At 63.1% G+C, this 22,693-nt stretch carries 19 protein-coding genes; 9 read left to right on the top strand and 10 right to left on the bottom strand.

The window, feature by feature from the left end; translation table 11 throughout:
- Positions 1-3: 3 nt before the first annotated feature.
- Positions 4-1,245 carry a glycosyltransferase family 4 protein gene (locus tag K3136_RS07210; protein ID WP_221429673.1) on the top strand — a complete coding sequence of 414 codons (1,242 nt, stop codon included), beginning with the start codon at positions 4-6 and terminating at the stop codon, positions 1,243-1,245.
- Here the strand turns inward: K3136_RS07210 and K3136_RS07205 are convergent.
- The 5 genes from K3136_RS07205 to K3136_RS07185 all read right to left on the bottom strand — a co-directional run bounded on the left by K3136_RS07205 (position 1,242) and on the right by K3136_RS07185 (position 6,280).
- Positions 1,242-2,471, bottom strand: a complete 1,230-nt coding sequence (locus K3136_RS07205; RefSeq protein ID WP_221429672.1) for a WcaI family glycosyltransferase — start codon at positions 2,469-2,471, stop codon at positions 1,242-1,244. The two genes, K3136_RS07210 and K3136_RS07205, sit on opposite strands and share 4 nt — an antisense overlap.
- Before the next feature lie 7 nt (positions 2,472-2,478).
- The gene (locus tag K3136_RS07200; RefSeq protein WP_221429671.1) at positions 2,479-3,105 is read right to left on the bottom strand and encodes a hypothetical protein; all 627 of its coding nucleotides are present in this window, start codon (positions 3,103-3,105) and stop codon (positions 2,479-2,481) included.
- A gap of 73 nt (positions 3,106-3,178) precedes the next feature.
- Positions 3,179-3,976, bottom strand: coding sequence for a DUF1295 domain-containing protein (locus K3136_RS07195; protein WP_221429670.1), 798 nt, complete (start codon positions 3,974-3,976; stop codon positions 3,179-3,181).
- A complete protein-coding gene (locus K3136_RS07190; RefSeq protein WP_221429669.1) occupies positions 3,969-4,598 on the bottom strand; it encodes a 1-acyl-sn-glycerol-3-phosphate acyltransferase in 630 nt (209 codons plus the stop codon). The genes K3136_RS07195 and K3136_RS07190 overlap by 8 nt, the downstream gene beginning before the upstream one ends.
- Before the next feature lie 71 nt (positions 4,599-4,669).
- Entirely contained in the window at positions 4,670-6,280 is a 1,611-nt protein-coding gene (locus tag K3136_RS07185) for a carboxyl transferase domain-containing protein (protein ID WP_221429668.1), read from the bottom strand.
- A 64-nt stretch (positions 6,281-6,344) separates the two neighbouring features.
- Between K3136_RS07185 and K3136_RS07180 the strand changes: the two genes are divergently transcribed.
- Positions 6,345-7,106, top strand: coding sequence for a hypothetical protein (locus K3136_RS07180; protein ID WP_221429667.1), 762 nt, complete (start codon positions 6,345-6,347; stop codon positions 7,104-7,106).
- A gap of 31 nt (positions 7,107-7,137) precedes the next feature.
- On the opposite strand, the gene K3136_RS07175 is transcribed toward K3136_RS07180, so the two are convergent.
- Positions 7,138-7,443 carry an alkylphosphonate utilization protein gene (locus tag K3136_RS07175; RefSeq protein WP_221429666.1) on the bottom strand — a complete coding sequence of 102 codons (306 nt, stop codon included), beginning with the start codon at positions 7,441-7,443 and terminating at the stop codon, positions 7,138-7,140.
- Positions 7,440-8,606: an isovaleryl-CoA dehydrogenase gene (locus K3136_RS07170; RefSeq protein WP_282099887.1), complete on the bottom strand. Its 1,167-nt coding sequence runs from the start codon at positions 8,604-8,606 to the stop codon at positions 7,440-7,442. Before K3136_RS07170 ends, K3136_RS07175 begins: the two co-directional genes overlap by 4 nt.
- Positions 8,607-8,774: 168 nt before the next feature.
- Between K3136_RS07170 and K3136_RS07165 the strand changes: the two genes are divergently transcribed.
- From K3136_RS07165 to K3136_RS07150, 4 genes are all read left to right on the top strand, one after another.
- Positions 8,775-10,307 carry a GAF domain-containing protein gene (locus tag K3136_RS07165; protein WP_221429665.1) on the top strand — a complete coding sequence of 511 codons (1,533 nt, stop codon included), beginning with the start codon at positions 8,775-8,777 and terminating at the stop codon, positions 10,305-10,307.
- 79 nt (positions 10,308-10,386) lie between these two features.
- Entirely contained in the window at positions 10,387-10,872 is a 486-nt protein-coding gene (locus K3136_RS07160) for a hypothetical protein (protein WP_221429664.1), read from the top strand.
- Between the two features lie 5 nt (positions 10,873-10,877).
- The gene (locus K3136_RS07155; protein WP_221429663.1) at positions 10,878-11,636 is read left to right on the top strand and encodes an ATP-binding cassette domain-containing protein; all 759 of its coding nucleotides are present in this window, start codon (positions 10,878-10,880) and stop codon (positions 11,634-11,636) included.
- Positions 11,633-13,171, top strand: a complete 1,539-nt coding sequence (locus K3136_RS07150; protein WP_221429662.1) for an ABC transporter permease/substrate-binding protein — start codon at positions 11,633-11,635, stop codon at positions 13,169-13,171. The genes K3136_RS07155 and K3136_RS07150 overlap by 4 nt, the downstream gene beginning before the upstream one ends.
- A gap of 1 nt (position 13,172) precedes the next feature.
- Here the strand turns inward: K3136_RS07150 and K3136_RS07145 are convergent, their stop codons facing one another.
- From K3136_RS07145 to lgt, 3 genes are read right to left on the bottom strand one after another with little or no spacing between them, the layout of a single operon-like run.
- On the bottom strand, positions 13,173-13,586 hold the full coding sequence (locus K3136_RS07145) for a DUF2147 domain-containing protein (RefSeq protein WP_221429661.1): 414 nt from the start codon (positions 13,584-13,586) through the stop codon (positions 13,173-13,175).
- Between the two features lie 60 nt (positions 13,587-13,646).
- On the bottom strand, positions 13,647-14,702 hold the full coding sequence (locus tag K3136_RS07140; protein ID WP_247711304.1) for a class I SAM-dependent methyltransferase: 1,056 nt from the start codon (positions 14,700-14,702) through the stop codon (positions 13,647-13,649).
- Complete coding sequence (gene lgt, locus K3136_RS07135) at positions 14,699-15,577, bottom strand: prolipoprotein diacylglyceryl transferase (RefSeq protein WP_221429660.1); 879 nt, start codon at positions 15,575-15,577, stop codon at positions 14,699-14,701. The genes K3136_RS07140 and lgt overlap by 4 nt, the downstream gene beginning before the upstream one ends.
- Positions 15,578-15,749: 172 nt before the next feature.
- Between lgt and K3136_RS07130 the strand changes: the two genes are divergently transcribed.
- From K3136_RS07130 to K3136_RS07120, 3 genes are all read left to right on the top strand, one after another.
- Entirely contained in the window at positions 15,750-17,444 is a 1,695-nt protein-coding gene (locus K3136_RS07130) for a class I adenylate-forming enzyme family protein (RefSeq protein ID WP_221429659.1), read from the top strand.
- Positions 17,441-20,200: a [protein-PII] uridylyltransferase gene (locus K3136_RS07125; protein ID WP_221429658.1), complete on the top strand. Its 2,760-nt coding sequence runs from the start codon at positions 17,441-17,443 to the stop codon at positions 20,198-20,200. Before K3136_RS07130 ends, K3136_RS07125 begins: the two co-directional genes overlap by 4 nt.
- A gap of 85 nt (positions 20,201-20,285) precedes the next feature.
- Positions 20,286-22,691 carry a TonB-dependent receptor gene (locus K3136_RS07120; protein ID WP_247711303.1) on the top strand — a complete coding sequence of 802 codons (2,406 nt, stop codon included), beginning with the start codon at positions 20,286-20,288 and terminating at the stop codon, positions 22,689-22,691.
- Positions 22,692-22,693: the final 2 nt, after the last annotated feature.

Raw genomic sequence — 22,693 nt, 5'->3', positions numbered from 1 at the left:
GCGATGCAGGTCGCGGTTTTTCATCCCGGTACCCAACACAGCCGCCAGACCGCGCTGGCGCTGCAGCAGCTTGGCAGGCTGGCTTTCCTCGCGACCGGACTGTTCGACCATCCCTCCAGCCGCATGCGCAGTCTTGCCCGCGCCTTGCCGAGCGCCTTGTCCGCCCCGCTCGAGACCGAACTGTCGCGCTTTGCGGCCAAGGGCCTCGATCCGGCCAAGGTAAGGGCCATGGCCCGATACGAATTGCCCGAAAGGATTGCTGCGAGGCTGGGGGCAGGTGATCTCGCCACGCGACTGGACGCGGCGCTCAACGCGACTTTCGGGAGGAAGGTCGCGGCGATGGCCGGTCGCGAGGGTCCCTTCGTCTTGTGGGGCTATGACGGATCGTCCGCGACAGCTTTCAACGATCCGCGCGCAGCCGGTTGCTACAAGATCCTCGACCGCACCATGGCCGACAGCCGTTCCTGGAACGAGGAACGCGAGCGCATCGCCGCGACCCACGGTGACTGGCTGGGCAAGGGCTCTCCCGCATGGAGTGCGGACAAGATCGCGATGGACGATGCGGAGTTCGCGGCGGCCGACAGGATCGTGTGCGGCAGCCCCTTCGTGATGGACACGATCCGCGCCTATTCACCGGTCGGAGGCGTCGCGGACAAGCTCGAGCTGCTGCCATACGGTTTCGATGCCGCCCTGTTCGGCAGCGATGTCGATCCGGCCTTCGTCCCCGAAGCCGAGCCGGTACGCTTCCTGTTTGCCGGACAGGTAGCTGCTCGCAAGGGCGTCCAGCACGTCCTCGAAGCTTTCGGCAAACTGCCGAAGGGTTCGGCGCGGCTGACCCTGCTGGGACAATTGGGCCTGCCCGAGCCGATCCTTGCGCGATACCGCGACCGGGTCGACATACTCGGAGCAGTGCCGCGCGCCGAAGTGCCTGCGATCATGCGCGAACACCATGCGCTCGTGTTTCCGAGCCACAATGAAGGCTCCGCCATCGTGTTGCCCGAGGCGATGGCATCGGGCCTCGCCATTATCCAGACCGCGGCGGCGGGGCTCGGTGCCAGCGCGAATAGCGGCTTCGTTCTGGATCGGCCGAATGCAGGAGGCGTCGAAGAGGCGATGGCGAAGCTGATTGCGAACCGCGAGCTGCTCCATTCGATGCGTCTTGCGGCGATCGCCGAGGCCCGTCAGCGCAATTCCGACGCCTACCGCGATGCAATCGCTGCCTTGCTGGAGAAGCTGGGGCTTTAGCCGAGCAGGCGCGCCATGCCTTCTTCGAAACGGTCGACGATGGCGTCCTTCGACCAGTGCGAGGCTGCGCGCTCGCGTGCCTTCTGGCCCATATGCGCGCAATAGTCCTCATGTCCCGCGAGCGCCTCGACCGCCTCGGCGATCGCATGGGGCGTTTCGGGTGGCACGACAATTCCGCAATCGACCAGCTCGCGGGCTATGCCGGTGCCGGGCTGCACCGTCGCGATGACCGGCCTGCCGGAGGCGAGCATGTTGCCGAGCTTCGATGGGAGCACGAGATCGGCTGCATCGCGCAATTGCGGCAGGAGGTGGATGTTCGCCATCTTGAGCAGGTCGCCCACCCGGTCTTCCGGCTGGAGGTCGCGGAAGGTGACGTTGGGCAAGCCCTTGGCGAGGGCTTCGAGATGGGCGCGGTTTGGACCTTCGCCCGAGATCACGAATGCTATGTCTTCCCGCTCCCGCAGCATCGCAGCTGCCTCGATCACCACGTCCAGCCCCTGCTTGTTCGCGATATTGCCCGAATAGAGCGCGACGGTTTTTCCCTCGAGGCCCCATTCGCGGCGAAGCGACGCGCCATCGCCTGCCGCGATCCCCGACGCATGGTTCGCCCAGTTGCGCATTTCGAGGATGCGGTCCTCGGCCACGCCCTTGTCGCGCAGGAGTTCGCACATGGGGTGGCTGATCGTGGAGATAAGATCGGCCCGGCGCAGCACCCGCTGCTCGAATTGCGCGGCAGCATCGGCAGTGCGGCTGGTCTTGCCGATCAGGCCCGTTGCCAGCGCAGCTCCGACCTCGAAGTCCTGGATATGCAGCCATAGCGGCACCCCGGCCCTGCGCGCCATCCGCGCGGCAACCGGCGCAGCGATCATCGATGGCGCAACGGTGAAGACGAGGTCCGGCTTCATCTCGCGCCTTGCCCGGCGCGCGGCGGGATAGGCACTGCTCGCGAAGCTGGCATGATGGGCCATGCGCTTGCTGCCGGTCGGATTGGCGGGAATGTAATGCGGGCAGCGCATGATCTGCACGCCATTCTCAACGCTCGCCTTCCAGCGCCGGTGGTAATCCGGGTAGAGTTTCCAGTCGGGATAATAGGGCTGGCCGACGATGGCGCGAACCTCGTGCCCGCGTTCGACCAGCGCCTCTGCCAGACCAGCGGTGTAGGGCCCGATACCGATCGGTTCGGGCGCGTAATTCAATCCGATGAAAAGTATCTTGCGGCCCGCCATTGTGGCGTCACGCCGCGTGAAGGCCCTTGGTCGACCTCGCCCCGCCGTCCGCTGCTACAAGGCCGTCGAAGATGGCATCGACGATATGCGCGAGCTTCTCTTCGGTCAGCCGATCGCCGAGCATGGCAATGCTGTAGGGCTGGAGATAGGTCGACACGATCTGGTTGATGACCGAACGTGCGAAATCGACGTCCATGTCCTTCAGATGACCTTCGGCCTGGGCCTCTGCGATGATTTCGCAAAGGTAATGGTCGCCAAGGTCGATGTAGCTTTGTGCATACTCGAAATATCGCTCGCCCATCTCGATGTAGAGACGGAAGGCGGCCGGATCGTCCTGGAAATTCTGCTTCAGCAAGACGAAGCGGCGGGCGAAGAATTCATACATCTTGCGCCGGGGAGGCAGGCCGCTGGCCATCACCTCGTCCATGATCTCGATATAGGGAGCGAACCATTCTGCCGTGATCGCATCGAACAGGTCGCCGTCTTCGGGAAATACCGCATCGATCCGCGAGCGCGCCACCCTGAGCTCGGCAGCGAGCCTCATGCGGGTCACTTCCTCGCCAGTGCGCTCCATCAACGCCATCGCCTCGCGCGCGAAGCGGCTGCGCATCTGATCGATTTCTTCTTCGCTCACTGGCGTCGGTCCCCTCAAGAGTGGGACCAATGTAGCCAATCATGCGGAAGGTTAAACCCCCGCCGCGCCTTGATCAGGCGCTTTTCTTGGGCGGCATAGGGATGAAGGCCGAGGTGCGCTTCTTGTAATCCTCGTATCCGGGGCGCGTGTGCTTCATACCCTTTTCCAGCAAGGCTGCGCCCGACCACTTCACCAGCGTGAAGGTCAGGAAGAGCGGTCCGGCAACGGTCCACAGGGCGACTTCCCAGCTGACGCTGGCGACGACGAGCCAGATACCCCACCAGGCGCAGGCATCGCCGAAATAATTGGGATGACGGGTATAGCGCCACAGGCCCTTGTCCATGACCTCGCCCTTGTTCGAGGGGTCTTTCTTGAATTGGGACAGCTGCCAGTCGCCTACCCATTCGAAGAAGATGCCGACGAGATACAGGGCGATGCCCGCGATCGTCAGCGCGGTCACCTGCTGCGCCGGATCGCTCGTCAGGATCCCGACCTGGGCCGGCGAGGAGACGAGGAACAGCAGCAAGGCCTGCCCGAGCCAGATCTTGGTCAGCGCGGCAAAGGCGAAACGGCCCTTCTCGCGGTCCTTCCTGAGCATGCGTTCGTAACGCTTGTCTTCCCCCTCTTCGCGCCAGCGGCGCAGGAGATAGATGCCGAGGCGCAGACCCCATGCGGCGGTCATCGCCAGCAGAAGGTGGGCGAGCACGCCGCGTTCTTCGACCTGCAGCCAGCTGGTGAAAGCCATCAGCGCCATACCCGCGCCCCAGAAGCTGTCGATGAAGGACACATCGTCGATCTTGACCGAGATCGCCCACAGCACCAGCACGACCGCCACCAGCACGGCGACGTTCACAAGCAGCATCTCAACCATCTGCGCGTTCCTCCTCGATCAGCTTGCGGGCCTGCGCTTCGAGCACGTCGAAGCGATGGTATCCGGGGAGCTTGGATTGCATGAAGCGGGCGATCTCGGCGAGTGTTTCGCCGTAGCTGTCCGTGGGTACGATGGGTGGTCCGAAGCCGAGCACCATGGTTTCGTTGTTGACGTAGGCTGGCACGATCGGAACGTTTGCGGCCCGGGCAATATGGTAGAAGCCCGATTTCCAGCTACCGTCGGTCGAGCGCGTGCCCTCTGCTGCAATCACCAGCGCCAGCTTGTCGCGTTTGGCGAATTCCTCGGCCACTTGCTCGGTGACGTTCGCGCGTTTCCTCCGGTCGACCGAAATACCGCCCATGTCGAACATGAAGTTGCGCATCATGCCCCGGAACAGCGTGTGCTTGCCCATGAAATTCGGCTGCACGCCTTCCTCGGCAGTGGCGCCGATGAAGAACACGAAATCCCAGTTGGAGGTATGCGGCGCACCCGCGATCACGAACTTGTCGAGATCGGGCAGGCGTCCGTCCAGCTTCCAGCCCTTCCAGCGGTACAGCACCATGATGATGCGCCGCACGATCCGGCTCAGCAGCGACGGCTTCCTGAAATTGGCTCTGGGCATTCTCTCTCCTGCCTTTGAGGCCTAGCAGCTACGCTACGGAAAGCGAGAGGGATGCAGCGGCTTCCCGCCAATTACATCCGGAACACACCGAACTGCGGCTTTTCCGGAATCGGGGCTTCGAGTGTTGCCGAGAAGGCCAGGCCGAGCACGTCGCGGGTCTGGACCGGGTCGATCACGCCGTCGTCCCACAGGCGGGCGGTGGCGTAATAGGGGTTGCCCTCGTCCTCGTATTTCTGACGGATCGGAGCCTTGAATTCCTCGGCCTGTTCTTCGGTCCAGCTGTCCGCGTCGCGGTGGACGGTGGCAAGAACCGATGCCGCCTGCTCGCCGCCCATCACCGAAATGCGGGCATTGGGCCAGGTGAAGAGGAAGCGCGGGCTGTAGGCGCGGCCGCACATGCCGTAATTGCCTGCGCCGAAGCTGCCGCCGATCACTACGGTGACCTTGGGTACGGTGGCCGTAGCAACTGCAGTCACCAGCTTCGCGCCATGCTTGGCGATGCCTTCCGCCTCGTATTTCCCGCCGACCATGAAGCCGGAAATGTTCTGGAGGAACAGCAGCGGAATGCGGCGCTGGCAGGCGAGTTCGATGAAATGTGCGCCCTTTTGTGCGCTTTCGGAAAACAGCACGCCATTGTTGGCGAGGATCGCCACCGGCATGCCCCAGATATGCGCAAAACCGCAGACCAGCGTGCTGCCGTAATGCGCCTTGAATTCGTGGAATTCGCTGCCGTCTACGAGACGGGCGATCACTTCCTTTACGTCATAGGGCGCGCGAACATCATCGGGCACGATGGCGTAAAGATCTTCCGCGTCGAACTTCGGTGCGCGCGGTTCTTTCAGCTCGATATTCTTCGCTTCGGCGTAGTTATCGCCAAGGTGGCTGACGATGTCGCGCACGATGGTGAGCGCATGCTCGTCGTTCTCGGCCAAATGGTCGACCACGCCCGATTTCTTTGCGTGGAGGTCGCCGCCGCCAAGGTCCTCGGCGCTGATTTCCTCGCCTGTTGCAGCCTTCACCAGCGGAGGTCCGGCAAGGAAGATCGTGCCTTGGTTCCGGACGATCACCGTCTCGTCCGACATGGCGGGCACATAGGCACCGCCCGCGGTACAGCTGCCCATTACGCAGGCGATCTGCGGAATGCCGAGCGCGCTCATGTTCGCTTGGTTAAAGAAGATGCGGCCGAAATGGTCGCGGTCGGGGAAGACCTCTGCCTGGTGCGGCAGGTTCGCCCCGCCGCTGTCGACGAGGTAGATGCACGGCAGGCGGTTCTCCTGCGCTATCTCCTGCGCGCGCAGGTGCTTCTTGACCGTCATGGGATAGTAGGTGCCGCCCTTTACGGTGGCATCGTTGCACACGATCATCACCTGCCGCCCGGAGACGCGCCCGATCCCGGCGATCATCCCTGCGCCGTTGATCTCTTCCTTGCCGTACATCCCGTTGGCAGCAAGCTGGCCGATCTCGAGGAAAGGGCTGCCCGGATCGAGCAGACGCTCGACACGCTCACGCGGGAGCAGCTTGCCGCGCCCGACATGCCGTTCGCGGCTGCCTTCACTCCCGCCGAGCGCAGCCGCGGCGACGGTGGAGCGCAGGTCCGCTGCGAGCGATTTGTTATGCTCGAACCGAGCCTTCGCGTCGGGGCCCTCGCGGTCGAGCGTGGATGTGAGGACGGGTGCGGTCATTTTCTCTCCTTGCGGCCCCCCTAGCCATGTTGCATGGCATCGCCAACATTGGAGGGTCGCTACAATGAAATTTCATTGGCCTGCTGCGCTTTGCGCTGCGTTACTTGGAGGCATCGCGATGCCCGTGAGTGCAGACATTTCTGCCATTTACGAAGTTCAGTCGGATGATGAATTCGAGCAAGCTCTCGACTTCGCCATGACTATCGAGGTGAATGATGCTGGCGATGCTCGGCTGCACATTACCGGTCGTACAGGCTATTTCCTGATCCGCGACGGCGAAGCCTATAAAGTCAGCCGGGGGATCGATGGCCCCTATGCAGAAAAGCTCGACGATCTCGAAGCTGTCATCGTGCACGCCGGCCATGCTGGAGGGATATCATTGGAGCTGCTCGAAAATTTTCCCAAGATCGAGCTAGTCGACAAAGGAACCGTTGAGGTCGGGCAATGGCGGGGCCGTGGCTATGGACAAGCTGAAGACGAAATGGGCTCCGGTTGGCCACAGCTTGTCATTTCACAGGAAGAGTCGCTTCGACCAATTGGCGGCGCATTCTCGCGCCTGTCTTCCGGGCGTTTTGGCGCGATGCGAATGCTGACCTTGAGCAACCTGTTCGGCGGATTTGGCTTCTATGATCCGGAAGTCCGTGAAGTTATCGCGGGCGGGACGCCCATTCGAATCAATATGCTCGAACTAACTGCAGTATCGACGGACGCAGTCGATCCGGCCCGTTTCGAACTTCCGGATCGCGTACTCACTCGGGAAGAGATTTCAGCTCGGGACAAACCTTTCGAATGGGCGCCAGCCTTCGATCGCCAGCCGGCAGGTTAGTTGCCCCGTCGTCTCGCTGGGTTCTGAAGCCCTAGCGTTTCTTCACGAATTCGGCACGAAGGACGAGGCCCTTGATGCCGGGAAATTTGCAGTCGATTTCCTGTGCGTCGCCAGTCAGCCGGATCGATTTGATCAGCGTACCCTGCTTGAGCGTCTGGCCAGCGCCTTTGACCTCGAGATCCTTGATCAGCGTGACCTGGTCACCGTCCTCCAGCAGGTTGCCGACCGCATCGCGCACTTCGACGCGTTCGGCCGCTGCCTGCTTTGCCGCCAGCTCGGAAGCGGGCATCCATTCGCCGCTTTCCTCGTCGTAGACGTAGTCCTCGTCGGCGCTCATCCGGCAGCGCCGATCAGCTCGCGACCGATCAGCATGCGGCGAATCTCGTTCGTGCCGGCACCAATGTCGAGGAGCTTGGCATCGCGCATGTAGCGCTCGACCGGCCAGTCGAGAGTGTAGCCTGCGCCGCCCAGCGCCTGAACGCTTTCGGCGGCCACGCGGAAGGCGTTCTCCGATGCCAGCAGGATCGCGCCTGCCGCGTCGAAACGGGTGGTCTTGTTGGCATCGCAGCTCTTGGCCACCGCATAAGTGTAGGCGCGGGCCGATTGCAGCGCGACATACATGTCGGCGACCTTGGCCTGCATCAGCTGGAAGCTGCCGATGGGCTTTCCGAACTGCTTGCGCTCGCGAAGGTAGGGGATGACCGTGTCGAGGCAGGCCTGCATGACGCCCAGCTGGAGGCCGGCGAGGACCACGCGCTCGTAATCGAGGCCGCTCATCAGCACGCCAACGCCGCCGTTTTCGGGACCCATCACGTTCTCTTCCGGAACGAAGCAATCGTCGAACACCAGCTCTGCCGTGGGCGAACCGCGCATGCCGACCTTCTCGATCTTCTGGCCGATCGAGAAGCCTTCGAAATCCTTCTCGATCAGGAAGGTGGTGATGCCGCGGCTGGCCGCTTCGGGGCTGGTCTTGGCGTAGACCACCAGCGTGTCTGCGTAGGGCGCGTTGGTGATCCAGAACTTGGTGCCGTTGAGGACATAGCCGCCGTCGACCTTCTCGGCCTTGGTGCGCATCGATACGACGTCCGAACCGGCGCTTGCCTCGCTCATGGCAAGGCTGCCGACATGCTCGCCGCTGATGAGCTTGGGCAGATATTTCGCCTTCTGCTCCTCATTGCCCCAGCGTGCGATCTGGTTGACGCAAAGATTGGAATGCGCGCCGTAGGAAAGGCCGACAGATGCACTCGCGCGGCTGACTTCCTCGACCGCAATGACGTGCTCGAGATAGCCAAGGCCGAGGCCGCCATCGGCTTCCGAAACTGTGATGCCGTGGAGGCCCAGTTCGCCCATTGCGGGCCAGAGTTCCTGCGGGAACCAGTCTTCGCGATCGACCTTTTCGGCCAGCGGCTGGATCTGTTCGTCGGCAAAGCGCGATACGCTTTCGCGGATCATGTCGGCGCTCTCGCCGAGCTGGAAATCGAAATCGGGGGTGGCGCGCACGTTTCTCTCCTCGCGGGGCGCCCTTTGGCGCCCTGAAATTCTTTGCGGCGCGATAGCCGAGGTGGGAGAGCTGTGCAAACCTATGAATAGACTGGATGATTTTGCCAGTCCAAATGTGGCAAAAACCTTTGAAACTTAGGCTGTTATGGCCTAGGAAGCTGCCCGGTTATGGACAGGGCAGCATCTTTGGGGAACGTCTACCCCGCCGATCGCGCACCTTCGCCGCAATTTTGCGGTGAAGACGAACGCCTGTCCGTGCTTGCAAACTATGGCGGCAAGGATCTCGTCGGAGACGACGAACTGCAGCGCATCGCAAGATTCGCTGCCAAGCTGTGCGATGCCCCCATGGCAATGGTGACCTTCGTCGAGAAGAACGACCAGCGCTTTCTTGCCAAGGTCGGCCTCGAAGAAGAGACTACGCCTCGCAAGACCAGCTTCTGCGCCCATGCCATGCTGGGCAGCGAACCGATGGTCATTACGGACGCGCTCGAGGACGAGAGGTTCGTCAACAACACGCTCGTCACCGGTCCGCCGCAAATCCGCTTCTATGCCGGGCATCCCCTGATCTCCGAGGAAGGGGCGCCGCTCGGCGCGCTGTGCGTGATAGACACGGTTCCGCGCGAAACCGGCTTGAGCGAACTCCAGCTCGATGGGCTTGCGGTCCTCGCGCGGGCGGTCATGCGCAGGCTTGGTCAACGGCGGCTGGGGCGGCACGTCAACCAGACGCTGCAGCAGAGCGAGCGTGAACTCCAGCACATGGTTGATAGCGTCCCGGGCATCGCCTGGCGTGCGGACGATGCCGGGAACTTCACCTATGTGAATGCGCGCTGGCAGGAGCTGACCGGTCTCGAACCGCCGAAGACGGCGGACGACTGGCGCCCCGCGATCCATGAGGAAGACTGGGACGCGACCATCGCCAAATTCACTGCCGCGGTGGAAGCTGCGGAACTGTTCGAGGACGAATGGCGGCTGAAGATGGCTGACGGGACCTATCGCTGGGTCCAGTCGCTTGCAGTGCCGGTCGTCACGGAAGGGCAGCCTGTGAGCTGGTTCGGCACCGTAGTCGATATCGACAAGGCCCACCGGATTTCGGAGGCACGCGACCTGCTGGCGCGGGAGCTTTCGCATCGGATCAAGAATATCTTCGCCGTTGTTTCGGGCCTTATCGCGATCCGAGCGCGCGGCCGTGAGGAAATCAGCGAGTTCGCACGGGAGCTGACCGAAGCGATCCGTGCCCTTGGCTCCGCGCATGATTACGTGCGCCCGATGAGCGAGCGGCGCGGCGAAACCCTTTCGGGCCTGCTGCGCGACTTGCTGGCGCCCTATGACACCAAGGGCGGCGAGCGGTTTTCGGTGTCCGGACCCGGCGTGAAGATCGGTGCCCGAGCCGCGACGCCTCTTGCGCTCATCTTCCATGAGCTCGCGACCAACTCCGCCAAGTACGGGGCTCTGTCCTGCGCCGAGGGCGAGGTGGCGGTCCTCGTCGAGGACGATTGCGAGGGTGATGGAGATATCTGCATCACCTGGGAAGAACGGGCGAGTCTGGGCAGCATTCCCGAAGAGCAGGAGCGTGAAGGTTTTGGCTCGCGGCTGCTGCGCATGGCGATCGAAAGCCAGCTCGGCGGGACTTTCGAGCGTGTCTATAGCGACGACGGCCTCGATGTCCGGCTCGTCATTCCGCGCAAGAGCCTGACCGACTGAACCGGCCATCGGCATGGGGGTCGCCAAGTCGGCGCTGCGGCCCTAGGGTCGGTGCCTGATTTTCCAGCGGAGGCCTGAATTGACGCGATATCGCACCGCCCTCATTTCCGTCAGCCTGCTCCTTGCGGCCTGTGCCGCTCCCGACGCAGAGGAAGAGGCCGTACCCGCCGCCGAGGACGGCGCCCAAGCAACACCAACGCCGGCCCATAGCGGCGAGGTTCCCACAACTATGGAAGGTACCGCCTGGCGTGCCGTTGCGGAAAGTGGCGCGCGTTTCACGACCTATCTCGATGAAGGCGGGACCTACCGAGACCTGCGCAATGGCGATCCCTATGGCACGGGCGACTGGACATATACCGATGGTGCGCGCGGCAAGCTCTTGTGTCTCGCCCCCGACCAGGTCGAGGAGCCCGATGGCGCAGAGGCCGAAACGAACGAGACCTGCTGGGAAACCAGCCGCATGCGTGGCGACACGATGATCGTCACCGGGCCGGGCGGGAAAAGGGTCGAGCTGACCAGCGTGCGGTATGAGGCTCCGGCAGAAGCGGAGGGTGACGAGCAATAGCCGTCATGCCCGAACCCGTCCTGACCTTTCGCGGCGTTTCGAAGGCCTATGGCCCGACTCGCGCTATCGATGCGCTCGACCTCGCGATCGAAGCAGGCAGTTTCGTTGCGTTGGTGGGCGCCTCGGGTTCGGGCAAGTCGACCCTGCTCAAGACGGTGAACCGCCTGGTTGAACCGACCACCGGATCGGTTACGTTTGACGGTGCTGATGTCGCGGAACTCGCCCTCGCGGGCCTGCGCCGCAGGATCGGATACGTGTTCCAGTCGATCGGGCTCTTCCCACATATGAGCGTGGCCGAAAACATCGCCATCGGTCCGCGACTGGCAGGCGAACGACTGCCCGAAGACCGCATCGGCGAGCTGCTCGAATGGGTGGAACTCGACCGCGCGATGGCGAGCCGCATGCCCGATGAACTGTCGGGTGGCCAAAGGCAGCGTGTCGGCGTCGCGCGCGCACTGGCGGCTCAGCCGCAGCTGCTCCTGATGGACGAACCCTTCGGCGCGCTCGACCCCGTGACGCGCGATGCGCTGGGCGAGAGGGTGCGCAAGCTGCACGAGGAGCTGGGGCTGACGACCGTCATGGTCACGCACGACATGGCCGAGGCGCTCCTGCTGGCAGATCGCGTACTGGTCATGGACGCAGGCCGGATCGTTGCGGACGAGACGCCCCAGTCGCTCGTCGCAGGGGCCGGCGGCGAAACGGCGCAGGCGCTTGTCGCCGTTCCCCGTCACCAGGCAGAGCGGCTGGCGGAGCTTTCGGCATGACCGGAATGTGGGAAGCGCTGACCGGTCTGGGCGACCAGCTGTCGGCCCATGTCATCCTGTCTGCTGCGGCAATTGCGCTGGGGATCGCGGTGGCGTTGCCGCTGGCCGTCTGGGCGAGCCGGTCGGAGAAAGTCGCGCGCGCAGCGCTCGCCTTTGCGAGCCTGGTCCAGACCATCCCCGCGCTTGCGCTGCTCGCGCTGTTCTTCCCGATCCTGCTGAGCCTGCGGGCCGTGTTCGGGGAAGGGCTGCCGACACTCGGCTTCCTTCCCGCACTGCTTGCGCTGGCGCTCTATGCACTGCTGCCAATCCTGCGCAATGCGGTAACGGCGCAGGCCAATCTCGATCCCGGTGTGATGGAGGCTGCCGCAGGTGTCGGCATGAATTTCCGCCAGCGGCTGCTGCTGGTCGAAGCGCCGCTTGCCGCGCCCTATATCATGGCGGGCATCCGCACCGCCGCGGTCTGGACCATCGGTGCCGCGACGCTCGCCACGACGATCGGCCAGAAGAGCCTTGGCGATCCGATCTTCGCAGGCCTGCAAACCCAGAACTGGGTGCTGGTGCTGGCGGGCTGTATTGCCAGCGCGGGCCTTGCGCTGGTCGCCGATACCCTGCTCGGCCTGATCGAACGCGGCTTTCGCGAGCGCAGGCGCGGCCTTTGGCTCGGCGGCCTGGTGGTGGTCGCGCTGGGCGTGATCGCCGCTCTCTTCGCGCAATTCGGTGGTGGAGACGATGAAGACCGCGTCGTGATCGGCGCGAAGGGCTTTTCCGAGCAATACATCCTTGCCCGGCTTATCGGACAACGTCTGGAGGAAGAAGGGTTCACGGTCGAATATCGCGACGGGCTGGGCTCGGCGGTCGCCCATAGTGCTGCGGCAAGCGGCGATATCGACGTCTATGTCGATTACACCGGCACGATCTGGACCAACCAGATGAAGCGCGAAGACAATCCCTCGCGCGACGAGATGTATGCGCAGATATCCCAATGGGAGACCGAGAACACCGGGATGCAGGTGTTGGGGCGGCTCGGTTTCGAGAATGCCTATGGCTTTGCGGTCCCGAGCGAGACCATGAAGATGCGCGGGATCGAGAGTATCGAGGACCTCGCCAATGTCGCTCGTGAAATGACCGTGGGCGGCGATCCGGAATTCTTCGAGCGACCCGAATGGATCGCGGTTCGCGATGCCTATGGCTTGCGCTTTGCCGAACAGCGCAATTTCTCGCCGACCTTCATGTATAATGCGCTTCAATCGGGCGAGGCCGATGTGATCGGCGCCTATACGTCGGACGGACGGATCGAGGCGGACGACCTCTTCATCCTGGACGATCCGCGTGGTGCCTTTCCCAATTACGATGCAGTCCTTCTGCTAAGCCCGGAGGCTTCGCGTGACGAGGTCCTGGTGGAGGCGCTGCGGCCGATCATCGGTTCCATCGATGTCGCAGCGATGCGCGAGGCGAATTGTTCGGTCGACCGCGAGGCGGACAAGCTGTCCTTCGACGAGGCTGCAAGGCGGCTGGCCGAGCGCGCGGGCCTCTAGGTCAGCGGGCGCGTTTCCAGGTCTGGGTCTCGCAGAAGGGACCGACGCATCCTTTCACTTCGAGCGTGGTCGCATTGATCCGGCGGATGACCGAGCGATAGGTCTTGCCGGTCTTCGGATCGTAGATCTCGCCGCGCCACAGATCCTCTTCCTCTGTGAAGCCGCTCAGCACCGGCATTCCCAGCAGCTTTCGGCCGCGCAGTTCGGGATTGCGGTTGTTGACGTCGCGCTGTTCTGCGCCCTGCGGCGGCGGGACGAGGAACTTGGTGATCCGCCCGCAAACGGTCCTGCCGCAATCTGCGATGGTAATGACCGCATCCTTTTCCGCCGTGATCCAGCGACCGTCGACCGGCGGGGCGGCCATGATCGGCGTGGCGATGCACAGGGCGGCAAGGGCAAGCAGGCGTTTCGTCATAGGCGGTCCTTCGCATCGGATTGCATGAGGGTTACCATAGTGACCGGAATTTCCTGAACCTCAGCCGAAGCCCGCCCCCCGCGCGGAATGGGCGGGCGTGATCGCCATGACCTTGAAAAGGCTGCCCATGGCATCGGTGCCGACGAGGCGATCGTGGGCTTCCTTCAGCTGCGCGGCATGGTCCGGGCTGCGCTGTGCAAGCGCCTGCATGCGCAGCGATAGTCCCATCGCGCTGAGCCATTGGCCCTGCGTCGCAGTCTCGACCGCGAGCCCGGCGCGCTTGGCGATGTCCACCAGTACCGAGAAATCGACCAGTGCGGTGAGGTCCATCTCGCCGGGATGATCGAAGACGCCGACCTTCTGGTGCGCGCGCACCGCCTGCAGCGTTTCGCCGGCTTGCGGGAGCAGGTAGCCATAGTCGATGAACAGTGCCGCGCCGCCCTGAATGTCGATGCGGCGGGCGATCTCCTCGATCGTCGCAGCGGCACCGGGACAGGCTTCTATCACCGTGCCGACCGGCTGGCTGCGGCGGTCTTCGGGCACGGCATCGTCCATGGGGTTGGGGCCGGCTGCAAAGACGAAATCCTCGCCCGCCAGAGCGACCATGCGTTCGCGCCAGCCGCGCTTGGTCATCACCAGCTGGCGGATCGGCAGGGCGTCGAGGAATTCATTGGCGACGAGGTAAAGGGGCCGGTCGTCGGGCAGGGTCTCGATACTGTCGTGAAAGCGCGCCTGCGACACGGCATCGGCCTGCGCATCGCGCAAGGCTTGCGAACCTTCGACGAGGTGGACCGGCGGTCTCAGCCCCTGGCTCGACATGGCGCGCAGGGCGTCGCGCGCCAGCGTCCCGCGCCCCGGCCCGAGCTCGACATAGAGGGCATCGGGCCGGCCCGAGCGCGACCAGAGATCGGCGAACCACAGGCCCACCATCTCGCCGAACATCTGGCTGATTTCGGGTGCGGTGGTGAAGTCGCCCGCCGAGCCCAGCGGATCGCGGCTATCGTAATAGAGCGCGTTGCTTTCGCCCATATAACGCGACACGGGCATCGGCCCGTGGCGCTCTATCAGGCGGCGGAACCGGGCGGCGAGATCCTTGTCGTCGCCGGCAGTGATCATGTCGTTTGCGGCTTGGGCTCGGACTTGGCGCCGCCGACCGGCTGGCGCAGCAGCGAATAGACGAGCACGATGACGCCGACTGCGATCATCGGGATCGACAGCCACTGCCCCTGGCTGAGGCCGGTCTCGACCACGCGGTTGGCAAGGTGCGCATCGGGTTCGCGGAAGAACTCGTTGACGAAGCGACCGACACCCATGCCCACGGTGAACAGGCCAACAAGCAGGCCCGCACGATAGCGCGCGCGGGTCTTCCAGAAGAGCGCGATGAGGAGGATGCCGAGCAGCAGGCCTTCGAGGCCCGCCTGGTAGAGCTGGCTGGGATGGCGGGCGATGTCGCCACCGCCCGGGAACACCATCGCCCAGGGCAAATCACCCTCGACCGGACGGCCGTACAGTTCGCCATTGATGAAGTTCGCGATGCGGCCGAGCATGTATGCGAGCGGGACGTTGACCGCGATATAGTCGCAGATGCGCAGCCAGTTGAGGCCGCCGCGCCATGCCACCCAGGTGATCGCTAGCAGCACGCCGATCACGCCGCCGTGGAAGCTCATCCCGCCGCCCCAGAGCTTGAACAACTCGACGCTGGTCAGGAGGTCCGGGCGGTAGAAGACCGCATAGCCAAGCCGTCCGCCGATGATCACGCCGAGCGTGCAATAGAAGAACAGGTCGTCCGCATGGCGCTGCGCCATCGGCGCGCCGGGCGACTTGATCATCTTGGACAGGTGCCAATAGGCGAACAGGATGCCGAACAGGTAGGCCAGCGAGTAATAACGCAGCTGGAAGCTGCCGATCTCGAACAGATAGGGCCGCAGGCCCAGTTCGGCCCACTGGATCGGTTCCGAAGTAGCCGCAGTGGCGGCCAGTAGTGACAGCAAGGTTTTATCCCCTTAGAGAACGTCTCGAAAGCCGACATGCGCGACCCGTTTCGGATGCGGCTTTTGGCATAGCAGGCCTTTTGGGGAAAGCCTGTCTCGCAAGCTCACCGGCAATTTGTCGGGAGGATGCGGATATGCCCGCGCTTGCAACCGGAGAGGACCTTACACAACCATGCCGACCGAACTCGACAAGGATATCCATCGCTTCACTGCTGCCGTGACGGCCCCTGGCCAGATGTTCGAAACAACCCCCATCGAACGCCGCGGTGTCGAAATGCCCGCTTTCAAGAATGCGCCGCCGAGCCTCGCGCATTATTTCGCGCATTTCTGCAACGAGAAGAAGGACGAGCTTTTCCTGGTCGATGGCGACCTGCGCCTCACCTTCGGCGAGGTCTACGCCGCCGCGACGCATGTCGCGCACGGGCTTGCCACCAGGCACGGCGTGAAGAAGGGCGACCGTGTCGGTATCGCTGCGCGCAATTCCGCCAACTGGATGATCGCCTACATGGGCACGCTGATGGCAGGTGGTTGCGCTACCCTGCTCAACGGCTGGTGGACCGGCGAGGAAATGGCATACGGCATCAAGCTGTGCGAATGTTCGCTGGTTCTCGCCGATGCCCAGCGCGCCGCGCGTATCGACGGTGATGCGGTCGAGGCGAAGGTCGTCGTCTTCGATCACGGCGTTCCCGCAGAAGGCCTCGCCCCGATCTGGGAAGCGGGCGATACGGCGATGAAGATGCTGGGCGAAATCGGGCCTAACGATCTTGCCACCATTCTCTATACCTCGGGTTCGACCGGCTACCCCAAGGGCGCCTATTCCGATCATCTCGGCGTCGTTTCGGGCGTGATGAACTACGTCGCGCAGACCGCCATGATCCTGGCCCTGATGACCGAAAAGGGCGAAGCGCCGACGGTCCAGCCCAGCGCGCTGGTCGCCGTGCCGCTGTTCCACGTCACCGGCGAGGTCCCGCTGTTCCTCCAAAGTTTCGCGATGGGCCGCAAGCTGGTACTGATGCCCAAGTGGGACGCCGGCGAGGCGCTGCGCCTGCTCGACGAAGAAAAGGTCACCTATTTCGTCGGTGTGCCGCTGATGAGCTATGAAATGGCGACGCATCCGGACAGGGACAAATTCGACCTGTCGCAATGCAAGAGCTTCGCTGCAGGCGGCTCTGCGCGTCCGCCGGAGCATGTGAAGAAGATCAAGGACGCCTTCCCCGAGGGCTTCCCGCTGCTGGGCTACGGTCTCACCGAAACCAATGCGGTGGGCTGCGGCAACCTCAATGAAAACTACATGGCCAAGCCCGGTTCGACCGGCATGCCGTCGAAACCGCTGGTCGACCTCGCGATCCTCGACGACGATGGCAACAAGCTGGCGCAGGGCGAAGTGGGCGAGGTCTGCATCCGCTCGGTGGCAAACTTCCTCGGCTACTGGAAAAACGAGGAGGCGACCGCTTCGGCCTATACCGATGATGCCTACTTCCGCACCGGCGACCTCGGCTATCTCGACGAGGACAACTACCTCTTCATCGTCGACCGCAAGAAGGACATCATCATCCGCGGTGGCGAGAACATCTCCTGCATCGAGGTGGAAGAGGCAATCTACGCGCATGATGCGGTCGCCGAATGCAGCGTCTTCGGCGTGCCCGACGAACGCTTCGGCGAAGTGCCGGCCGCGGTCTACTTCACGCACCCGGGCAAGGAGTTGTCGAAGGAAGAGCTGCAGGCATTCCTTCGCGAGCATATCGCTCCCTTCAAGATCCCGAGCGTGCTCTGGAAGGCCGACGAACAGCTTCCGCGCCTCGGTACCCAGAAGGTCGACAAACGCACCGTCAAGACCATGTACGCCAAGGATTACGCCCCCAGTTGAGCACGACGCGGATCCCCGACCAGCGCGCGATCATCGACAGGCGCAAGCTTGCTTCCGAGATCGAGGCGCTGGTCGCCCAGCATGGCAATAAATCGCGCCCGCCGGTGGTGGAGGCGCTCAAGCGCGCTCTGGAGTCCGGCAGGACGGAAATGGAAGGGCGGCTGGCCGCGCGCCCATCGGCAGGTCATGCCGTGGCGGGGGGCTATTCCTTCCTGATCGACCAGCTGGTGCGCGTGATCCACGAATATGTGACGCAGCACACCTATCCCAATGCCAATCGCAGTGCGGGCGAAAGGCTCGCGATCATGGCAGTGGGCGGCTACGGACGCAGCGAAATGGCGCCGCATTCCGATGTCGATATCGCCTTCCTCGTCGGCGAACGCCGGAATGCCTGGTGCGAGCAGGTGGTCGAGGCCATGCTCTACCTGCTGTGGGACCTCGGCCTGAAGGTCGGCCATTCCACACGCACGCTGGACGAGGCGATCCGGCTGGCGAAGGACGATCTCACCATCCGGACAGCGCTTCTGGAAGGGCGGTATGTCTGGGGTGATCGCACTCTCTACGAGGAGGGCGAGCGGCGCTACACGCGCGAGGTGGTCGAAGGGAACGAGCGTGCTTTCCTGTCGCAGAAGCTGGAAGAACGTAACGCGCGTCACAAGCGGCTGGGTGACAGCCGCTATGTGGTCGAGCCCAATGTAAAGGACGGCAAGGGCGGCCTGCGCGACCTGCAGACGCTCTACTGGATCGGCAAGTTCATCCACCGCGTCAGCAGTGCCGCGGAGCTGGTCGATGCCGGCCTGATGACGCAGGTCGAATATCGCAGCTTCCGCCGTGCCGAACGCTTCCTGCTGGCGGTGCGCTGCCACATGCACATCATTACGGGGCGCGCCGAAGACCGGCTCACTTTCGACCTGCAGCGGCAGGTGGCAGAGCGGATGAATTTCGCCGACCGCCCGGGCAAGAGCAAGGTCGAACGTTTCATGCAGTTCTATTTCCTGCAGGCCAAGCGCGTCGGCAGCCTCACCGGCGTCTTCCTCGCCCATATCGAGGACGACCTTGCGAAGAACGCGGCCCGCAAGGGCTTCTTTGCCGGTTTCCGGCCCAAGCCGAGGCTGGTGAAGGGCTATCGCGTTTTCGGCGGGCGGATCGCGGCGCCTTCGGACGACTGGTTCCGCAAGGACCCGGTGCGGCTGGTCGAGATTTTCCAGATCGCCGAGGCGGAGGAACTGGAAATCCACCCCGAGACCATGCGCCAGGCCGCTCGTGACGCGAAGCTGATCGACAATGAAGTGCGCGAGGACGAGCGTGCCAATGCGCTGTTCCTAGAGCTGCTTTGTGGGCGCAACGATCCCGAGATGGTCCTGCGCTGGATGAACGAAACCGGGGTTTTCGGCCGCTTCGTGCCCGACTTCGGCAAGGTCAATGCACAGATGCAGTTCGACATGTACCACCATTATACGGTGGACGAGCACACGATCCGCGCCATCGGCCTGCTCAGCCAGATCGAGAAGGGCGAGCTCAAGGACGACCATCCGCGTGCAACCCGACTGATCCACAAGGTCAGTTCCCGGCGCGTCGCCTATGTCGCGGCTCTCTTGCACGATATCGCCAAGGGTCGCGGCGGCGATCATTCCGAACTCGGTGCCGAAGTCGCGCTCGAACTATGTCCGCGTTTCGGCCTGACCGAGAGCGAGACAGAGCTGGTTTCATGGCTGGTCCTCAACCATTTGCTGATGAGCCATACAGCGCAGAAACGCGACCTTACCGACCCCAAGACGATCGAGGATTACGTCTCGCAGGTGCAGAGCGTCGAACGCCTGCGCCACCTTGCGATCCTGACGGCAGTCGACATCCGGGCGGTGGGTCCGGGCACGTGGAACAGCTGGAAGGGTCAGCTGCTGGGCGAGCTTTACGATGCCTCGTCCGAACGGTTGCGGCTCGGCCACATGCGGCATGGCCGCAAGGAAAAGGTCGCCGCGAAGAAGGGGCATGTCGCAGATTTGCTCGGCGAGAAGGCCGGGCTGGTCGAGGAGCTCGGCACGACCTTCGGCGATGCCTACTGGATCGCCGAACCGGTCGACATCATCGCGCTCAACCTCGTCCATTACGCCGCTGCCCGCGATCTCGAGCACGTGCTTTCGGTCCATTGCGAATATTACGAGGCGCGCGGGGCCACGCTGGTGACGGTCATCGCGTCCGACCATCCCGGCCTGTTCTACCGCATCGCCGGCGGGATCCACCTTGCCGGCGGCAATATCATCGATGCGCGCATCCATACCTCGCGTACGGGATGGGCGCTCGACAACTTCCTCGTGCAGGATCCCCACGGCGCCCCGTTCCGCGAGGAACAGCAGCTGCGCCGGATCGAACAGAGCATTTCCGATGCGCTCGCCAACCGGATCGACCTGACCCCGAAACTGGCCCAGCGACCCCTGCCGCACAGCCGGTCCAAGGCCTTCGACGTCTCGCCTCGCGTCTTGTTCGACAACAAGGCTTCGAACCGCTTCACCGTCATCGAGGTCAATGCGCGCGATCGTCCCGCACTTCTCAACCGGCTGGCAAGGGTCCTGTTCGAGAGCCGACTGGTGGTCCATTCCGCCCACATCACCAACTACGGCGAACGCGCGGTCGACACATTTTACGTGACCGATCTGACGGGCGGGAAACTGGTCGAGGGCGAGCGCCAGAATCGCTTAGAAGCGCGGCTCGTAGAGGCGGCAGGTGATGCATTACAGGCACGGTTGGAAGACGCCTGACTGCCGTTCGTGGTTTGATTGTTGCAGTTAGGTTGCAAATCAGCCACTGATTCTTGCGAGAGATTTCCAAAGGAGAGGACCCCTCATGCGATCTACTACGCTATCATTGCGCACGCTTGCACTTCTCGGCGCCGGCTTCACGCTGCTGCCCCAGGTTGCAATGGCTCAGGACTCGGATGACGACACCGATACGGTTGTGCAGGAAACCGTTACGGTTGTTGAGGAAGATGATGTTACGGTTGTCCAGGAAACCGTAACGGTTGTGGAGGAAGATGATACAGCGGACCAGACCCCGGCCCGCGGTATCGACTCGCTCAACACCATCATCGTCACCGGCACCAAGACGCAGAACCCGGAAAACGTGCAGGACATCCCGCTTGCCGTGACCGCGTTCAATTCTGAAAGCCTCGATGCCCTCAACGTGCGTGACGTCCAGTCGCTGACCTATTCGGCACCGAACGTTTCGCTCGACCAGGTCGGCACCAGCCGCGGTACGGCGAACTTCTCGATCCGCGGTCTCGGCATCAACTCCTCGATCCCCTCGATCGACCCGACCGTCGGCGTTTTCGTCGATGGCGTCTATCTCGGCTTCAACGGCGGCGTCGTGTTCGACGTGTTCGACCTCGACAGCGTGGAAATCCTGCGTGGTCCGCAGGGCGTGCTGTTCGGCCGCAACGTGACCGGCGGCGCAGTACTGCTGAACACCGGCAACCCGACCGACGAATTCAGCGGCAAATTCCGCGCTTCGGTCGACGGCCCCTGGGTCGATGGCGGCCGCGGCGGTTCGAACTACACCGTCAGCGGTGTGATTTCGGGCCCGATCGTCGAAGACACCCTGCTGTTCAAGCTGGGTGGCTATTACAACAAGGACGAAGGTTACTTCACCAACCTGTTCGATGGCGAGAATCACGGCGAAGCGGAAACGAAGATCCTGCGCGGCGCGCTCGAAGGGCGTTTCGGCGGCCTGATGATCCGCGGCAAGCTCGACTACTTCACCTCTGAAGGTGACGGTCCTTCGGGCCAGAACCGCGGTATCTTCCGCCGTGACACCTTCGATTTCGCGATCGACGAGCCCGGTAATTACGACAACGAAATCTGGACCGGTTCGGTTACCGCAGAAGTCGACATCGGCCCGGGTACGCTGACCAATATCTTCGGCTATCGTAGCTATAGCGCGACGACGCTGGGCGATATCGACAGCGCGCCCTTCTTCGGTTTCCACTCGAGCACCGAAACCGAGCAGGACCAGATCTCGAACGAACTGCGCTACGCGGTTTCGGGTGATAGCTTCGACCTGACCGTCGGCGGGTTCTTCTTCGACCAGTCGATCGCCTACACCGAAGTGCGTGACCTGCCGCCGCTTTCGCCGCTGACCTTCTACGGCGGCGGTACGCAGGACCATCAGGTCCTCGGCGCGTTCGCCAACGGCCAGTTCTACCTCACCGATGCCCTCTCGGTCATCGCCGGCCTCCGCTGGAGCCGCGAAGAAAAGGATGCGGGCGTCACCTACATCCGTCCGCGTCCCGAATGTTCGGTGGTCGACGGCACCTGCCCGACCAGCGGTACCAACCCCTTCATCCCGACCGAAAACAACGGCTTCACGGATGACAACAGCTGGTCCAACTGGTCGCCGAAGCTCGGCCTTCAGTACGAATTCGACAAGGGCCAGGTCTACGCACACTGGACCCGCGGCTATCGTTCGGGCGGCTACAACTTCCGCATCACCAACGCGACCGTGTTCGAGAACGTCGTGGTCCCGGCAACGGGCGGCAACTTCTCCTTCGACGAAGAGAAGGTCGACAATTACGAGCTGGGCGGCAAGTTCCAGTCGGACGATGGTGCCTTCACGCTGAATGCTGCAGTCTACCTGACCGACATTTCGGACATGCAGCGCGAAGTGAACCAGTCGAGCCCGACCGCCGGTGTCTCGCAGTTCATCCTGAACACGGCCGATGCCTCGATCCTCGGTTTCGAGGCGGAAAGCCGCATGCGCGTCACCGACTCGCTGCTGTTCACGGCCAATATCGGCGTGATCGACGCGGATTATGACGAAGTGCGTTTCGACATCTCGAGTGACGGCGTGATCGACGATGCCGACCTCGCGCTGTCGCTGCCGCGCGTTCCCCCGATCACCTGGGGTGTCGGCATGATCCACGAGCTGTACCTGGGTGACAGCGCAATCACGACCCGCGTGAACTACCAGTTCCGTGACGAGTTCGCGTATACCGACAACAACTTCGGTTACATCCAGGAAGCGCAGATCCTCGATGCCAACATCACCTGGGATACCCCGATGGAAGGCCTCAGCTTCTCGCTCTACGGAAAGAACCTGCTCGACCAGGTCCAGGCCGGTGGCGATACGCAGCTGCCCTTCGGCGGTCCGCTGAGCAATGGCATCAACGAGCCGTTCGGCTTCTTCCCGGCAGGCGGCACGCTGTCGCCGCTGTCGAAGGGTCGCCAGATCGGTGTCGAAGCGACGTTCGAATTCTGATC

Origin of the sequence: Qipengyuania gelatinilytica (genome assembly GCF_019711315.1) — a bacterium.
Taxonomy (GTDB): domain Bacteria; phylum Pseudomonadota; class Alphaproteobacteria; order Sphingomonadales; family Sphingomonadaceae; genus Qipengyuania; species Qipengyuania gelatinilytica.
The sequence above is the reverse complement of the archived record's forward strand: the minus strand, read 5'-3'. Positions and strand labels throughout refer to the sequence as shown.

Bases quoted from the DNA above. Each gene is read 5' to 3' on its own strand.
- K3136_RS07190 (WP_221429669.1), bottom strand. From the start codon at position 4,598: ATGCCCAGAGCCAATTTCAGGAAGCCGTCGCTGCTGAGCCGGATCGTG.
- K3136_RS07145 (WP_221429661.1), bottom strand. From the start codon at position 13,586: ATGACGAAACGCCTGCTTGCCCTTGCCGCCCTGTGCATCGCCACGCCG.
- K3136_RS07120 (WP_247711303.1), top strand. From the start codon at position 20,286: ATGCGATCTACTACGCTATCATTGCGCACGCTTGCACTTCTCGGCGCC.
- K3136_RS07155 (WP_221429663.1), top strand. From the start codon at position 10,878: ATGCCCGAACCCGTCCTGACCTTTCGCGGCGTTTCGAAGGCCTATGGC.
- K3136_RS07180 (WP_221429667.1), top strand. From the start codon at position 6,345: ATGAAATTTCATTGGCCTGCTGCGCTTTGCGCTGCGTTACTTGGAGGC.
- K3136_RS07175 (WP_221429666.1), bottom strand. From the start codon at position 7,443: ATGAGCGCCGACGAGGACTACGTCTACGACGAGGAAAGCGGCGAATGG.
- K3136_RS07210 (WP_221429673.1), top strand. From the start codon at position 4: ATGCAGGTCGCGGTTTTTCATCCCGGTACCCAACACAGCCGCCAGACC.
- K3136_RS07195 (WP_221429670.1), bottom strand. From the start codon at position 3,976: ATGGTTGAGATGCTGCTTGTGAACGTCGCCGTGCTGGTGGCGGTCGTG.
- K3136_RS07130 (WP_221429659.1), top strand. From the start codon at position 15,750: ATGCCGACCGAACTCGACAAGGATATCCATCGCTTCACTGCTGCCGTG.
- K3136_RS07185 (WP_221429668.1), bottom strand. From the start codon at position 6,280: ATGACCGCACCCGTCCTCACATCCACGCTCGACCGCGAGGGCCCCGAC.
- K3136_RS07150 (WP_221429662.1), top strand. From the start codon at position 11,633: ATGACCGGAATGTGGGAAGCGCTGACCGGTCTGGGCGACCAGCTGTCG.
- K3136_RS07140 (WP_247711304.1), bottom strand. From the start codon at position 14,702: ATGATCACTGCCGGCGACGACAAGGATCTCGCCGCCCGGTTCCGCCGC.
- K3136_RS07205 (WP_221429672.1), bottom strand. From the start codon at position 2,471: ATGGCGGGCCGCAAGATACTTTTCATCGGATTGAATTACGCGCCCGAA.
- K3136_RS07165 (WP_221429665.1), top strand. From the start codon at position 8,775: ATGGACAGGGCAGCATCTTTGGGGAACGTCTACCCCGCCGATCGCGCA.